Genomic DNA, 15,881 nt, shown 5'->3' with positions numbered 1-15,881 from the left:
TTTTAGAAATAAACTAAACCGATTTAGTAAGACAATTAATAAATTTAAATAGCTAAGAATTAAATGAAAAATTATACATTTTTAATGCTGATGTTAATGGTAGGGTTAGCCTATGGGCAAAGCACTATTAATATAACTTATGTAGAGCCTTATGAGTATAAAGAAGTTTCAGGGAATTTGCTGGCAAAGGCGAGTTTAAATATTGATGATGTTAACATATACAAACGGTTAGATTTTGCTAGTGGAAGAACCGCCGAAGTAAAGCAACAAGATGGTAAAGCATGGGTATGGTTGCCCGTTTTTGGCACCCCCGAAAGCGTAACCTTTGTAGGGAAATCAAGAAAAAATACTTCTAAACAATTATTTACACCATTAGTAACATCAGATTGGGGCTATTTTAGTGAGGGTACGTTGCATGTTATTTCATCATCACATCAAGATATTGCCTGGGTAGATACACCAGATAAGTGTAGGGAGGAGCGTATTCATCATATCGTAGCACCTGCTTTAGATATTATGAAAACCGATAAAAATTTCCACTTTGGAATGGAGCAAACACTCGATTTAATGGAGTTTTTAGAAGAATTTCCAGAGCGCAAAGAGGAGATTATATTACGTTCACAGGAAGGAAGATTTAAATGGGGAGGAACCTATAATCAGCCTTATGAAGGCATGCAAACCGACGAGCAGTTAATTCGTGAGCTCTATTTTGGAAGACGTTGGATTATAAAGAACCTTGAAGGCGCAGATGCCGTTACTGTTTACAATACAGATGTGCCCGGAAGAACGTTGCAATCAGCACAAGTACTGGCTAAATCTGGTATAGAGAACTTATTTGTATCTAGAATGAAAGAAGGTTTTTATAACTGGTATTCTCCAGATGGTTCGAAAATCCCAACATACAGTCCTGGGAATTATGGCTGGGCGGTTATGTTCTACAAGCTCTTTGAACAAGATGCTATAGAAGCTATGCATAAATTGCAATCTAGAGTAAAAATGTGGAGCGATTATTATAAAGAACACAACCTACCACCACATTTTGCTATAGTGATAAGTAATGATGCTTCAGGACCTAACAACTATGGAAACATTGTTTCAGAATGGAATGAAATTCTAAAGAAAACTGGGGTTAAAATGCCCAATCTTAGACATTCCACAGTAACAGCGTTGATGAATGAAATAAAAACACCTGAAGCTAAATTTGAAACTGTAGACGGCGAAAGACCTAACATTTGGTCATACATTCATGGACCTGGTCACGCAAAGGCTATTACAGCTTCAAGAAAAGCAGGGCGCTTATTACCATCAGCAGAAATTTTTGCTTCAATTGATGCTACTTTAAAAGGGTCGTTTAAAGACTATCCATCAGAAGCACTTTCGGAAGCTTTTGAAGCGTCAATTTATCCAGACCACGGTTGGGGTGGCAAAAACGGACATGTTACAGATAGTATTTTCCGTGCAAAATTGGAATTTTCGGCATCAGAAGCAGACCGTTTAATTGAAAAGTCAATCCACTCCATTTCAAGTAATGTGAAAACCAAGCGCAACAATGCGATGGTGGTTTACAATGACCTGTCTTGGGAAAGAAAGGCAACTGCTAAAGTGGCTTTAAATGATAATTCCAACTATTATGTTATAGACCAAAATGGTAATGTGGTACCGTCTCAAATCAGTACGCAAAAGGGTATAAGAACTTTGGAGTTTGTAGCATCTAAATTACCCTCTTTGGGCTATGCTACCTTTTACTTAAAGAAAGGTAGAAAAACATTTAAAGTCAACAAGACTGTAAAACCTAATGCCCTATGGAATCAATTTTATGAAATGCGATTAGGAAAAGGTGGTATGACGTATTTATTAGATAGAGAGTCAAATAAAGAGGTTGTAAAGACTACAAGGTTTGCTGGAGGCGATATACTTTCAATGAAATATGATGGGAATGGTGCGGGAGAGTTTACACAAATGACAGCCCCAAAAATGGACGGATTTGATAAAACAAGTTTACACACAGGTAACTGGAAAATTGTGAATGATGGTGCTGTATACACACTTTATGAAAACCGTGTTAAGTTTAAACATGCCAACATAGTTCAACACATAAAAGTGCATCATCATATTAAGAAAATAGATTTTTCAATAGATATTTTAGATTGGGATGGCACACATAACAGGGAGTTTAGATTTGCTTTGCCTTTAGATATGGAAGAGACTACTATTAAATACGAAGTACCTCTGGCCATAGCCGAAGTTAGAAAATCTGAAATGAAACAAGCACCGAGAGGCTGGTCTTGGGTTGGTACTTACGACCAAAAGCCTGTGGAGATTCATCCAAGAGAGGTTATGAATTTTATATCTTCAGAAAAGGATGGTTTTCAAGTTACCTTAGCTTCTGGTGTGGCCGTAGCAGATTGGATAGACCCAACCAGAGAATCTGTTGAATACACCGTACTTCAAGGTATTTTAATGGCTTCACATAAAAGTTGTCATGGCGAAGGGAATTGGTACCACCAAACAGGAGACCATCATTTTGAATTTTCAATAACATCACATCAAGCAAGTGATGCCATAGCGTATAAGTTTAGTAATGACGCACATCATCCACTTCAAGTATGCTCTCAAAAAACAAAGAATAAAGAGGGTAGTTTACCTGAAAGTAAGAGCTTTTTTGATATTTCCAATCCGATGGTACGTGTTACTACCATTAAGAAAGCAGAAGATGAAGATGCTCTCGTGTTAAGGTTGGTAGAACTAGATGGTAAAGACAGTCAACCCACAATATCACTACCTAAAGAGGCTTCAAAAGTTATAAAAACTAATTTAATTGAAGAAGACGCAGAAACATTGAATTTAAGTGGAAAAGATATTAAAATAGACATTGGGCACAATGCTATTGAAACTTATAAAATAATTTTAAAGTAACAGGAATTAACATTTTGTAATCAAACGATATGAGCAATACTAATAAAATTTGGAATGATGATAAAGAGCTATTCGCCATAGCCAAGTCAGAATTATTTGTAGCCTTAGTAGGCGATATTTTAGATACGTTGGGATATCAACATCAATTTTTACCGCCTAATATAAAACCATTAAATACAGATTTTGTGGTTATAGGTAGAGCAATGCCAGTTTTAGAGGCCGATGTTTTTGAAGAGTCTGTAAAAGACACCAAAAACCCCATGATGAAAAAACCATTCGGGATTATGTTTGAAGCCTTAGACGATTTAAAAGAAGATGAAGTTTACATCTGCTCAGGGTCTTCTCCTAGATATGCCCTATGGGGAGGATTAATGAGTACCCGCGCTATGAAACTTAAGGCCGCAGGCGCTGTACTTCATGGCTATTCAAGAGATACCAACGAAGTTTTAAATCTTAATTTCCCAACATTTTCTTACGGAGGCTATGCACAGGACCAAGGCCCAAGAGGTAAAGTAATAGATTATAGAGTGCCTATAGAAATAGAAGGTACACGCATAAATCCAGGCGACATTATTTATGGAGATAGGGATGGTGTAGTTGTAGTGCCAAAAGAAGTAGAAGAAAAAGCGTTTGCAGGAGCTATAGAAAAGGCAAGGGGAGAGCAACTTGTAAAAAAAGCTTTGGAAGAAGGGATGAGTACTGTAGATGCCTACAACAAATTTGGAATTATGTAGAAGAAAAACCAAACCAACACTAACTAAATATAAATTATGAAAACCAATACATCATTTTACGTTTATGGCATCAGCTTTGTGTCCACCATTGGGGGCTTTCTTTTTGGGTACGATACCGCCATTATTTCAGGATGTAACACATTTCTAGAAAGTCAATATAACCTGTCATCAAGTATGTTGGGGTGGGTCGTGTCTTCGGCACTCTTGGGCACCATTTTAGGATGTGTGATTTCGGGAAGTATTACGGACAAGTTTGGTAGAAAAAAAGCCTTAATAGTGGCAGCAGCATGTTTGTTGCTTTCTGCATTTGGTTCTATGTTACCGCCTCAATTTTTAGGCGATTTGAACAATGCCTATTGGATGTCGGCATCTTCTAAAAACTCATTTGTATTTTTAGTTGTGGTTAGAATCATAGGCGGTATAGGCGTAGGCATCACGTCAGTTGTAGCACCCATATACATTTCAGAATTAACATTACCCGAAAAGCGAGGAAAAATGGTGTCGCTATATCAGCTTTCAATAACACTAGGTATTCTGTTAGCCTTTTTAGTGGACTGGATGGTACTAAATGCGGCAGGAGACGTGGCTGGGGTTGTAACGCAAGAAAACGGAGGGTTTTGGAACTGGTTATTTGTAGAAGAAATTTGGCGTGGTATGTTTGGTACAGAAATTCCCATAGCATTATTGTTCTTGGTGCTGTTATTCCTAGTGCCAGAGAGTCCAAGATGGTTAGCGGTAAATGGTAAGGAAAATAAAGCCTACGCCATTATGGTTAAAACCATGGGAGAATTTATGGCTAAATCTCAAATGGACGAGATACAATCTGTAGTAAAATCAGAATCTCAAGGTTTTAAAGATTTGCTAAAGCCCTATTTAAGACGACCATTTTTAATAGGTATTCTATTGCCAATGTTTTCACATTTAAGCGGAATTGCAGCCATCATGTATTTTGCGCCAAATATTTTAAATGAGTCTATAAAAAGTGTAGAAAGTTCCTTTTTGGGAGCGGTTTTAGTAGGATTGGTAAATTCCATTTTCACGTTTGTAGCTATTATGAATATTGAGCGTTACGGAAGAAGAAAATTACTTCTAATTGGCGTCATAGGTGCCGCCATTTCATTGTTTGGTGTAGCTACCTTATTTGCCCTAGGTTCTAGTTTGGTCATTATTCCATTATTATTGTATGTAGCATGTTTTGCCTTTTCCTATGGTCCTATTGTTTGGGTCATTATTAGCGAAATATTCCCCACTAAAATTAGAGGTTTAGCCGTAAGTATTGGTAGTTTATCATTAATGGTTACAGGTTTTTTTATCACACTTACCAACCCTGTGTTTATAGAAACTATAAAACCGTCGGGGACTTTCTTTTTATACGGCGCATTAACACTCCCAGCCATTTGGTTTATATGGAAGTTTGTACCAGAAACAAAAGGCAAAACATTAGAAGAGATAGAAATGTCTTGGAAACAAGATAGAACAAAAGACTAAAATAATATGAGCACAACCGTTATAGAACAGTACAAAGTAGAAGCTAATGGATACCATCCGTTTTTAATACGAGAGGGCTGGCAAGTGGCACAATTAAACTATATGCCAGAGCAACATATAGATAATATAAAAAAATTGGATGTCCATTTTTTAACCGATGAGGTATTTATTCTATTAAAAGGAGAGGCCGTATTAATTGGGGCTGAAATTGAAGGCGATAGTGTAACCTTTGAAGCAGAATTACTAAAACCCAACATCACATATAATATTCCTGCCAATGTGTGGCATAATATAGCTATGAAAGAAGGAAGCGAGATTATTATAGTAGAAAAATCAGATACACATATATCAGACTTTGAGTTTTTTCAATTAAATGATACGCAAATAGCTGAATTAAAACAGAAGGTAACAGCTTGTTTTAATAACCAAAAAGATTAAAAGCCAATGACACAAATTAACTTAAAAGGCAAAAAAGCCCTAGTAACAGGAGGAAGTCAAGGTATCGGTGCAGGAATTTGTAAAGCATTGGCGGCGTGTGGTGCTGATGTATTTATCAATTATTACAGTAATAAAGATAAAGCACAGGAGGTAGCAGATGAGATAACATCAAAGTATAATGTTACGGTAAGGATAGGAAAAGCCAATGTGGCAAAAGCTTCCGAAGTTAAGGATATGTTCAGTCAAATGGATGCCGAAATTGGCACTATTGATATTCTTGTAAATAATGCTGGTAGCGAAAGCGTTCAACATGTTTTAGATTTAGAAGAAGACGAATGGGATAGGGTAATGGGCATCAATTTAAAAGGCCCTTTTTTATGTGCTAAAGAAGCAGGAAAACGTATGGAAAATAATGGAGGCGGTGTTATTATAAATATTTCCTCAATTCATGATACGGTTCCCAGAAAGGGATTGATTCATTATTGTTCTGCAAAAGCAGGATTAAAGATGTTTACAAAATGTCTGTCTTTAGAGTTGGCAGAAGATAACATTAGAGTGGTATCTGTAGCGCCAGGAGCTATTGAAACGAATATGAACCGAGAAGAAATCAACAAATTTGGACGGGAGAAGTTTCATGACTGGATACCATCTGGACGAATAGGTAATGTTACCGAAGTAGCCAATACCGTGGCATTTTTAGCAAGTGATATGGCAGAGTATATCAACGGGGCAGATTTGTACATCGATGGTGCCTACATGAACCACACGATTCAATACGACCCTCGTCCTCCGAGAAAAACGAATAAATAGATGAAACTAATTTTAATAACAATTGCATTACAAAGTATGGGTGTTTTTTATACAGGAAGCTATACGGGGCAAGGCACTCCGGCAGAAAATCCAGAAGGAAAAGGTATTGGGTGTTTTGAATTTAATTTAGAAACAGGAGAAATTACCGAAAAAAGCTATACGAAACAGCGAAATCCGAGTTACTTGGTAATTTCTGACGACAAAAAATACCTTTATGCGGTTGAGGAAACCCAAGAAAATCTCAAACCAAAGGTACATGCCTATAAGATTGAAAATAATGGAGGTTTACGCCTTATTAATTCACAGCCTATCAATGGCGATTACGCATGTCATCTAGCTATTATTGAAAATAAATTGGTACTGGCAAGTTACATGTCAGGAAATATTTTATCCTATCCCATAAACGCAGATGGTAGTCTTAATCCATATTCACAAGACATCCGGCACGAAGGTGTTGGTCCTAATAAAGAACGGCAAGAAGCGGCACATGCCCACATGATATACCCTTTTGCCGACAATCAGATGTTTGCTGTAGATTTAACTTTAGATACCGCAAAGGCCTACCAATGGCAAGATAAAGAACAAAAATGGCAGAGCAATCCAGTTTTAGATATATCAATTGAGCCAGGAAGTGGTGCACGACACATGGTTATGGATAACAATCAAGAGTTTGCCTATGTACTGGGAGAATTAACAGGAGAGATTTTTGTTGTAGATGTAAAGAAAAGTGATAGTAAGAGCATTCAAAAGATAAGTTTTATTCCTGAAAATCATGATGGGGCAATTGGTGGTGCGGCCATACGAATGCATCCCAATGGGAAGTTCTTATACGCATCCAATCGCGGTTCTGAAACCATTGCCATTTTTAAAATTGATGCCCAATCCAAGCAATTATCACTTGTGGGGCATCAAAGTACCTATGGTAAAACACCAAGAGACTTTAATATCCATCCTGAAGGCAAATGGCTTGTAGTCGCTAATCAGGATAGCAATAGCTTAGTAGTGTTTGAGATAAATACAAATGATGGCACACTTCAAAAAAAATCAACATTTAAAGTAAATACACCAGTAAATATTTGCTGGTTATAGTTTAATTGAGTTAACAATGATTGAATTAAAAGGCATAGCATGGGACCATCCAAGAGGGTATGAACCACTCATAGCTACATCAAAGGCATTTCAAGAAAATAATCCAAATGTCAATATCACTTGGAAAGTGCGTTCCCTAAAGGAATTTGGGGATACACCTATCGAAGATTTAATTGAAAATTTTGATATCATAACCATAGACCATCCCTACATGGGGCAAGCCCACAAAAAAGGCTTGCTACTTCAGTTGGAAAACTATATAACCCCCGAAGCATTAGATGCCTTGAAACAACAGGCTTTAGGAAAATGCTTCGATATCTATAATTGCGAGGACCACTTTTACGCCACTCCAATAGATGCGGCAGCCTTAGTGGCATCTTACAGAAAAGATATTATAGATAGCTTGGAACTGAGCTTACCTAAAAATCAGGAGGAATTAAAAGCATTTTATAAAAAGTTACCATCTGGGTTTTCAGTGGCTTGGGCACTTTGTCCAACAGATATTTGGTGTACTTTTTTAACGCTTTGTGCTCAAAATTTTGGTTCTGGATTTATTGATAATAATAAAATTAATTCCAAAGTTGGTATTTCTGCTTTAGATGATATAAAATTTCATGTAGAACATAGTCATCCCCAATCCTTAAACTGGAATCCTATTCAGATACTGGATAATATGGGTAATGAAGAAAGTATAATTTATTCGCCTTATCTATTTGGGTACACCAATTATTCCCGGAAAGGGTATACTAAAAACCTAGTGCATTTTACAAATAGCCCTACGGGATTACAAAAAGATATATCAACGATTATGGGAGGTGTAGGGCTAGCGGTATCTGCCTTAACCAAACATCCTGAAATAGCTTCAAAGTATGTCAACTATGCAGCTAGTGCTGAGGTTCAAAAAGGTGTGTTTACCAAAAACGATGGGCAACCCGCAAGTAAAACTGCTTGGGAGAGCAAAACTAACAATGTGTTATGTAACGACTTTTTTAATGATACAAAATGGACTATTGAAAACGCTTATATACGTCCGCAACATCCGGGTTGGAATGCATTTCAAGAACAGGGTGCCGATATTATTCACGATGGTATATTAAAAGATACGAGTTCAGAGGCAATAATGAATACGTTAAACGACTATTACAAATCCGTTTAGTTATGAAAGCATTTAAAACCATAACCATTGAAACTACTGATGCCATTGCTGTATTAAAATTTAATCGGCCAGCACAATTAAATGCCATGAATCGGGAGATGATGGATGAAATAATTGAAGGCATCCATCGGATTAACGCCCAATCTGACTATCATGTTGCAGTAATTACTGGAACGGGTAGAGCATTTATGGCAGGAGCCGATATTAAGGAATACGGAAGCCAAACCCCTGAAGAGTTTGACGCCTTTCAAGAAAAAGGGAAACAACTATATGATGCTATTGAAAATGCACATAAACCTTGGATAGCTGGTGTTAATGGTTTTGCTCTTGGTGGTGGTTGTGAGATAGCCTTGGCTTGCGATATGATTGTAGCATCTGAAAGTGCAAAAATGGGGCTACCAGAAGTATTTTTAAGTTTAGTTCCTGGTGGTGGTGGCACGCAACGATTAATCCAAAAAATAGGCATAAACCGAGTAAAGGAAATGTTGTTTCTAGGAGGGCAATACGATGCCAATACCTTAAAAGATTGGGGGTTGGTTAATCAGGTGTTTTCCAGCGATAATTTTTTAACCGAAATGATGGGTTTTGCAGGGAAACTTTCAAGAAGACCTCATAAATCTATAGCACAATTAAAGCGTCTGGCAAATATGAGTTTAACAACAATACCTTTTGAAGAGCGTATCAATGAAGAGGCCATTGCAGTTAAACAATTATACTTAGATAAAGAAGCGCAAATGTCAATTCAAAAGTTTATTAAAAAGTCGGAACAATAAACATGGAACAACACGGATCTTTAAAAGGATTGGTAGTAGCCGATTTTTCGCAGTTGGCACAAGGGCCATGGGCTACACAAATGTTGGGCGATATGGGCGCAGACATCATAAAAATAGAACCGGTAAAAGGCGATTGGATGCGTCATTATTCCTATGGGAATTTATATCCCGAAGGGGAGAGTATCTCATTTATAAGTTTCAATAGAAATAAAAAAAGTATAGCACTCGATTTAAAATCTGACGAAGGCAAAAAAATAGCAATAGATATAATTGCTAAGGCGGATATTCTTTTGGAAAATTTTCGTCCTGGTGTAATGGAGCGCTTAGGTTTGGGTTATGAAGATATGAAAACGCTGAATCCGGGATTAGTATATTGCTCTAGCTCGGGATACGGAGCTTCAGGACCATATTTAAAAAGACCAGGGCAGGATTTACTGGCACAGTCCATAAGTGGGGCTCCCTATTTAAACGGACAGAAAGATGGGTTGCCCGTGGTTACGGCAGTAGGTCAAGCCGATTTATTAACCAGTTTGTTTATTGTGCAATCGGTTTTAGCTGGTATTTATTCAAGGAGTGTCACTGGTAAAGGACAAAAAATTGAAGCTAATTTATTGAGTTCTGCAGTAGGATTTCATATTCAAGAGATAACAGCTTTTTTGTTAAAAGGGGAAAATCCAGAGCGCAGTGCAAGCGGTATTCCAAATCCTTGGTTGGGTGCGCCCTATGGTTTATACGATACTTCTGATGGTTACATTGCTATCGGGATGAATTCTGTACAAAGACTAGCGCAAGTCATTGGTTTAGACAAGTATGATTCAGAGAAGTACAAATCGAATAACATCATTGATAATCGTGATAATATTCGAAACGATTTTAATGCTGTTTTTAAAACCAAAACCACTAGTGAATGGTTAGAATTATTGTTGGCAGAAGACATTTGGTGTTCGCAAGTCAATAGTTTTAAAGAAATGGTAGAAGACCCACAGATAAAACATAATGACATGATTTTGGAGTACGAACACCCAAAGGTGGGCACTGTAAAAACTACAGGCTTTCCTGTGAAGTTTAGTGAAACACCACAAAAAATTGAAAAACCGGCACCTTTACTCAACCAACATGCCGAAGAGATATTGAAGCAATATTGTGGATATTCCGATGAGGATATCCACACATTTTTAAACAAAAAATAATAATAAGATGAAATTAGGATTCGGACTATACCGTCACATGCTGAACGAACAGCATTATAAATTTGCAAAGCAATGTGGAGCGACACACGTGGTGGTGCACATGGTAGATTATTTTGGGAATGCAGATAATAGTAAATCTAACGCCAACCAACCCATAGGGGGAAACAAAGGCTGGGGAAAAGCAGGTAACGGAGAACTATGGTCTTTGGAGGAGCTTTTAAAGATTAAAGCAGAAATTAATAGTCATGGACTAGAGTGGTACGCTATTGAGAATTTTGACCCCTCAATATGGCACGATATTCTTTTAGATGGCCCTAAAAAGGAACAACAAATAGAGCTGGTTAAAGAACAAATTCGAATTGTGGGTAAAGTAGGAATTCCTGTCTTCGGTTATAATTTTTCTTTGGCAGGCGTATCCAGTAGGGTTGAAAAACCATTTGCCCGCGGTGGAGCGGTTTCCGTAGGTATGGAAGGTTCGGTTGATGAAACACCTATTCCAAACGGTATGGTTTGGAATATGGTCTATGATGATAACGCACCAGCAGGGACTGTAGAAAGAGTGTCGCATGCCATACTTTGGGAGCGCTTACAGTACTTTTTAGACCATGTGATACCAGTGGCCGAGGAGGCAGGTGTAAAGATGGCGGCCCACCCAGACGACCCACCAATGCCGTATGTTAGAAACACACCACGATTGGTGTATCAACCTGACATGTATCAACGTTTAATAGATATGAAACCTAGTGATAATAACAACCTAGAGTTTTGTTTGGGCACCATATCTGAAATGACTGAAGGCGATGTATACGAAGCTACAGACCAATACAGCAAACAAAGCAAGATAGCCTATATTCATTTTAGAAATGTTGTTGGCAAAGTGCCAAATTACCACGAAGTATTTGTAGATGAAGGAGATATCGATATGTTTAAGATTTTAGAAATTTTAAAGAAAAATAATTTCGAAGGTGTTTTGATTCCAGACCATACCCCACAAATGAGTTGCGATGGACCATGGTATGCGGGTATGGCTTATGCTATGGGGTTTATGAAAGCCTCGCTTAAGTTAATTCATGAACAGTAGTTTTAAAGTTGATAACATAGATTAAAGATATAACTGTACATTATGCGACAATTAAAAATGCTTTTTCAGACACTACTTTTAGTTGCTGTCTTTCACTATTCTGGTGCTCAGAGTGGAATGGGAAAACATCAGCCTTACTCTTCTTATTGGTTTATTGATGAGCTTTTAAAATGGAGCCCCAATGAAGATAACAATGTTAAATTCAATAAAAGTTACCTACCAATACAAGACCGATTTGTTGATAGTACCACACAAGTCAATCCAGAATTAAGTACAGAGCCGTCTGTAATATCTTTAATTGCGCCATATACTACTAATAATCACCCTTCCCAAGGGTTTCAAACAGTAGAGCAGTATGCCTTTCCATATTGGCAGTATATTGATTATTTGGTACAATGGGGAGGTTCTGCTGGCGAAGGCATCATTGTAACACCAACTGCTTTTTGGATAGAATCTGCCCACTTAAATGGTGTTGAAATTTTGGGAACCGTATTTTTTCCGCCCAATGTGTATGGAGGGAAAGAGGAATGGGTGCACCAGTTTTTACAGCAAGATGATACCGGTAATTTTCTAGTAGCAGATAAATTAATTGAAGTAGCCAAACTTTACGGATTTGAAGGTTGGTTTATCAATCAAGAAACCCATGGTATGGGCGAAAAAGAGGCACGCTTAATGCAAGAATTTTTAAAATATTACCAACAAAAAGCCAGCGGACATCTAAAAATTATGTGGTACGACGCCATGATTGAAGATGGACGCGTCATTTGGCAAGACGAGTTGAATCACCACAACAGCATGTATTTTCAAAAAGAAGATGAAAAGCGTTCAGATATCATGTTTATTGATTTTGGTTGGAGTGAAACACAATTGGAAGATTCTCATAAACGTGCCAAAGCTTTGGGTAGAAGTCCGTGGGAATTATACTCTGGTATTGACGTACAATCCAAAAGTTATAAAACACCAACCAACTGGAAAGGCTTATATAAAAACGAAAAACCTTACACAACATCTATAGGTTTATATTGGCCAAATTCTACTTTTGATATAGCCAAAGACAAACAACCAGAATCGGTTTATGAGGAAGAACAAAAATTTTGGAACGGTACCATTTTAAAGGAAGAAGTTCCTGCGTGGCAATCTAAAGAATGGAAAGGTTTTTCAAAATATATTCCTGCGCGTTCGGTTATTCAGAGACTCCCATTTTCAACCCATTTCAATTATGGCTTAGGGCGCTTTTTTAATGAAAAAGGAAAAAGAGTATCCAATACAGAATGGCATAATTTAAGTATTCAAGATATTTTACCCACATGGCAATGGCAAGTGGATACTACTAAGGTTAACATTGGTTTTGATTTTAATGAAAGCTATACGGGAGGTTCATCGGTAAAAATAGAAGCTAAAACGAATGTTGAACTATCTAAAATTCCGCTATACAAAACAGCACTAAGTCTAACCGGTAAGGAGGTATTGAATATAGCATGCAAGGGCGTTGGGAAATTACAATACGTACTTTATACAAATCATGGTTCAAAACATGCATTTCATGTCAAATTAGATAAAGTGTGGAATGAAAATACCTTTGATTTATTAGAAGAATTAAAAGGTTTAAAAGTTATTAAGATTGAAATCGAATTTTCAGGAAGCAAAGGAGATATGGTATATCTTGGGGCATTGGCAATCAGACAGAAATCCAATACCGCCATTAAAAAGCCTAAAGTGACTATTGCACCTTTTAAACATGATGATAGCGTGGAATTGTATGTACATATTGAAGGCGATAAACAAGCTGAATTTCACAATATATATCGAATTAAAAACGGTAAGAAAATCTGGTTGGGTAAAACACGAAGTACAGATTATTATGTGGCACCTTTCAAAATAAATAAAAATCAAAAAACAATAGAAATTCAAGTAGTTTCCGTTTCAAAAAACAACTCTAACAGTAGACCCTCCCTGAAAAAAGTGAGTTTAAAATGATGTTATGGATTTGAATAGTAAATACATAAAAGAAGCCTGTGTTGAGGGATTACAACAAGCACTACTAGCTGAAAAACTAGGGGCGGATAGAATTGAACTTTGTGCACGTTTAGATTTAGATGGGCTAACACCTGATATCGCAACGATAAAAGAGGTTACGACGCAATGTAATATTCCAGTTAGAGTCATTATAAGACGAAGAGAAGGTAATTTTGATTATTCCGAAAAAGAATTTCAAAGTATGAAACAGGCAATAGAAACTTGTAAATCATTAGGTATTGAAGGCGTTGTTTTTGGGATTACAACCGACAATAATACGATGGATTTAAAAAGAACTGAATTACTAGTTGAACTAGCTCAACCTATGAAAGTAACGATTCATAAAGCTATTGACGCAGTAGATAGTCCCGTTGAAACAATTAAGGCATTGATGAACATTAAAGGCATAGATACGATATTAACCTCGGGCAAAGGACAAACATGGCAAGAGGGACAAGAATTAATCTTACAAATGATGAAAGTAGCTCAGGGAAGTCATCTTGAAATCATGCCTTGCGGAGGTATTACAAAACAAAATCTTGAGGACGCGCATAGTGTGTTTAAAGCCAAAGCCTATCACGGTAAATTAATTGTAGGAACATTATAAAATTCTAATTAGAGCATGAAAAAATTAATACATCTAACCGTTTTAATTGTTGTTTTTGTTGTTTTCGTTGGTTGTAAGAAAGGCACCAAAGAAACCGATAATCTTCCAAGAATAGCCATTACAGGTTTGGGAATTGAGTCAAGTACATTTTCGCCAGCAACAACATCAGAAGAAGCCTTTCATGCGTATTATGGAGAAGATGTGTTTCAATATTTTACGTTTTTAAGAGAGCCAAAAGATACATTAAGGCAACAGGCTCAATATTTTCCAGCGGTAAAAGGGCATGCCTTACCAGGAGGTATTGTTACAAAAGAAGCCTATGATGCTTTGATGAAGAAAACTTTAGATAGTTTAAAGAAGAATTTGCCTTATGACGGACTATTCTTTGATATTCACGGAGCTATGAGCGTACAAGGATTAGACGACCCCGAAGGTAATATGATAAAACAAATTAGAGGAGTTGTAGGATATGATTGCGTCATTTCTACTTGTATGGATTTACATGGTAATGTATCTGAAACCTTAGCTAGAGAAACAGATTTAATGACCTGTTACAGATTAGCGCCCCATGAAGATGCTATGGAATCTAAAGAACGGGCATTAGTTAATTTAATAGAGCGGTTAAAGTCAGGAAAAGGTAAACCAAAATATAAAGCATGGATTCCAGTGCCCATTTTATTACCAGGAGAGAAAACCAGCACGCGTATAGAACCAGGAAAAAGTTTGTATGCTAAAGTAGAACCACAAACGTTAAAAGAAGGCGTTATTGACGCAGGTATTTGGGTGGGTTATGCGTGGGCAGACGAACCCAGAAACCATGCCGTTATTATGGTAGTGGGAGATGGTAAAGAAGACGTAAAGGCATCCGCTGAAATGTTAGCACAAAGTTTTTGGGATGCACGCCATGAATTTGAATTTGTAGCACCTACATTACCATTTGAAGAAGCTATAGAAACCGCTATGAAAAGCGATAAAAAACCATTTATGTTGAGTGATATGGGAGATAATCCTACTGCAGGTGGAGCAGGGGACGTTACATGGACGTTGAATGAACTATTAAATATTGATGAATTTAAAAGTGATGGTGGTAAGTCCTTAATATATGCTTCTATTCCTGGACCAAAATTAATTGTGGAGGCATTAAAAGTAGGTGTTGGTGGTAAGGTAAAAGCCTACTTAGGCGCTGAGGTAGATAATAGATATGCATCTCCGGTATTATTAGAAGGAGAAGTTACAGCAATTAAAACAGGTGATAAAAATGCCGAAGTTGAAGTTGTGGTTAAAACAGGGAATATATCAGTTATTGTGACTAAAAAGCGTAAGCCTTATCATTACGAAAAAGACTTTACCGATTTAGATTTAAACCCCAGAGATACAGATATTGTAGTTGTTAAAATAGGCTATTTAGTTCCAGAGTTGTACAACATGCGTGGCGATTGGGTAATGGCGCTAACTCCTGGAGGTGTAGACCAAGATATAGAACGTTTACCCTACAAGCGCATTAAACGCCCTATGTTTCCTTTGGATAAAGAAATGGAGAATCCTGATTTGAGTGTGCGGTGGATTGAGCAATCACATTAGAC

Annotated in this window: 13 protein-coding genes; all 13 read left to right on the top strand. The window is 37.2% G+C overall.

Translation table 11 applies throughout. The features are described from left to right. The first annotated feature begins 63 nt into the window (after positions 1–63). The 13 genes from JS605_RS06765 to JS605_RS06705 are packed head-to-tail and all read left to right on the top strand — an operon-like array spanning position 64 to position 15,879. The gene (locus JS605_RS06765) at positions 64–2,916 is read left to right on the top strand and encodes a glycoside hydrolase family 38 N-terminal domain-containing protein (protein ID WP_203256942.1); all 2,853 of its coding nucleotides are present in this window, start codon (positions 64–66) and stop codon (positions 2,914–2,916) included. Positions 2,917–2,945: 29 nt separating this feature from the next. Next, positions 2,946–3,650, top strand: coding sequence for an RraA family protein (locus JS605_RS06760; RefSeq protein ID WP_203256941.1), 705 nt, complete (start codon positions 2,946–2,948; stop codon positions 3,648–3,650). A 36-nt stretch (positions 3,651–3,686) separates the two neighbouring features. Continuing rightward, positions 3,687–5,138, top strand: a complete 1,452-nt coding sequence (locus tag JS605_RS06755; RefSeq protein ID WP_203256940.1) for a sugar porter family MFS transporter — start codon at positions 3,687–3,689, stop codon at positions 5,136–5,138. 6 nt (positions 5,139–5,144) lie between these two features. Continuing rightward, a complete protein-coding gene (locus JS605_RS06750) occupies positions 5,145–5,576 on the top strand; it encodes a cupin domain-containing protein (RefSeq protein WP_203256939.1) in 432 nt (143 codons plus the stop codon). A gap of 6 nt (positions 5,577–5,582) precedes the next feature. Continuing rightward, on the top strand, positions 5,583–6,386 hold the full coding sequence (locus tag JS605_RS06745; protein ID WP_203256938.1) for an SDR family NAD(P)-dependent oxidoreductase: 804 nt from the start codon (positions 5,583–5,585) through the stop codon (positions 6,384–6,386). Further along, the gene (locus tag JS605_RS06740) at positions 6,387–7,475 is read left to right on the top strand and encodes a lactonase family protein (RefSeq protein ID WP_203256937.1); all 1,089 of its coding nucleotides are present in this window, start codon (positions 6,387–6,389) and stop codon (positions 7,473–7,475) included. A 16-nt stretch (positions 7,476–7,491) separates the two neighbouring features. After that, positions 7,492–8,631 carry an extracellular solute-binding protein gene (locus tag JS605_RS06735; RefSeq protein WP_203256936.1) on the top strand — a complete coding sequence of 380 codons (1,140 nt, stop codon included), beginning with the start codon at positions 7,492–7,494 and terminating at the stop codon, positions 8,629–8,631. Between the two features lie 2 nt (positions 8,632–8,633). Beyond that, complete coding sequence (locus JS605_RS06730) at positions 8,634–9,404, top strand: enoyl-CoA hydratase/isomerase family protein (RefSeq protein WP_203256935.1); 771 nt, start codon at positions 8,634–8,636, stop codon at positions 9,402–9,404. Positions 9,405–9,406: 2 nt separating this feature from the next. After that, a complete protein-coding gene (locus JS605_RS06725) occupies positions 9,407–10,594 on the top strand; it encodes a CaiB/BaiF CoA transferase family protein (RefSeq protein WP_203256934.1) in 1,188 nt (395 codons plus the stop codon). A gap of 7 nt (positions 10,595–10,601) precedes the next feature. Continuing rightward, entirely contained in the window at positions 10,602–11,675 is a 1,074-nt protein-coding gene (locus JS605_RS06720; protein ID WP_203256933.1) for a mannonate dehydratase, read from the top strand. A gap of 42 nt (positions 11,676–11,717) precedes the next feature. Beyond that, positions 11,718–13,652: an endo-beta-N-acetylglucosaminidase gene (locus tag JS605_RS06715; RefSeq protein ID WP_203256932.1), complete on the top strand. Its 1,935-nt coding sequence runs from the start codon at positions 11,718–11,720 to the stop codon at positions 13,650–13,652. Between the two features lie 4 nt (positions 13,653–13,656). Then, positions 13,657–14,298, top strand: a complete 642-nt coding sequence (locus JS605_RS06710) for a copper homeostasis protein CutC (RefSeq protein ID WP_203256931.1) — start codon at positions 13,657–13,659, stop codon at positions 14,296–14,298. Between the two features lie 15 nt (positions 14,299–14,313). Further along, complete coding sequence (locus JS605_RS06705) at positions 14,314–15,879, top strand: M81 family metallopeptidase (RefSeq protein ID WP_203256930.1); 1,566 nt, start codon at positions 14,314–14,316, stop codon at positions 15,877–15,879. Positions 15,880–15,881 lie beyond the last annotated feature (2 nt).

The sequence above is a fragment of the Hyunsoonleella ulvae genome (assembly GCF_016827605.1).
Taxonomy (GTDB): domain Bacteria; phylum Bacteroidota; class Bacteroidia; order Flavobacteriales; family Flavobacteriaceae; genus Jejuia; species Jejuia ulvae.
This window is presented reverse-complemented; position numbering and strand designations above follow the sequence as displayed.

Coding starts and splice junctions, on each gene's coding strand:
- JS605_RS06750 (WP_203256939.1), top strand. CDS start 5,145: ATGAGCACAACCGTTATAGAACAGTACAAAGTAGAAGCTAATGGATAC.
- JS605_RS06755 (WP_203256940.1), top strand. CDS start 3,687: ATGAAAACCAATACATCATTTTACGTTTATGGCATCAGCTTTGTGTCC.
- JS605_RS06735 (WP_203256936.1), top strand. CDS start 7,492: ATGATTGAATTAAAAGGCATAGCATGGGACCATCCAAGAGGGTATGAA.
- JS605_RS06725 (WP_203256934.1), top strand. CDS start 9,407: ATGGAACAACACGGATCTTTAAAAGGATTGGTAGTAGCCGATTTTTCG.
- JS605_RS06760 (WP_203256941.1), top strand. CDS start 2,946: ATGAGCAATACTAATAAAATTTGGAATGATGATAAAGAGCTATTCGCC.
- JS605_RS06705 (WP_203256930.1), top strand. CDS start 14,314: ATGAAAAAATTAATACATCTAACCGTTTTAATTGTTGTTTTTGTTGTT.
- JS605_RS06710 (WP_203256931.1), top strand. CDS start 13,657: ATGGATTTGAATAGTAAATACATAAAAGAAGCCTGTGTTGAGGGATTA.
- JS605_RS06715 (WP_203256932.1), top strand. CDS start 11,718: ATGCGACAATTAAAAATGCTTTTTCAGACACTACTTTTAGTTGCTGTC.
- JS605_RS06730 (WP_203256935.1), top strand. CDS start 8,634: ATGAAAGCATTTAAAACCATAACCATTGAAACTACTGATGCCATTGCT.
- JS605_RS06765 (WP_203256942.1), top strand. CDS start 64: ATGAAAAATTATACATTTTTAATGCTGATGTTAATGGTAGGGTTAGCC.
- JS605_RS06720 (WP_203256933.1), top strand. CDS start 10,602: ATGAAATTAGGATTCGGACTATACCGTCACATGCTGAACGAACAGCAT.
- JS605_RS06740 (WP_203256937.1), top strand. CDS start 6,387: ATGAAACTAATTTTAATAACAATTGCATTACAAAGTATGGGTGTTTTT.
- JS605_RS06745 (WP_203256938.1), top strand. CDS start 5,583: ATGACACAAATTAACTTAAAAGGCAAAAAAGCCCTAGTAACAGGAGGA.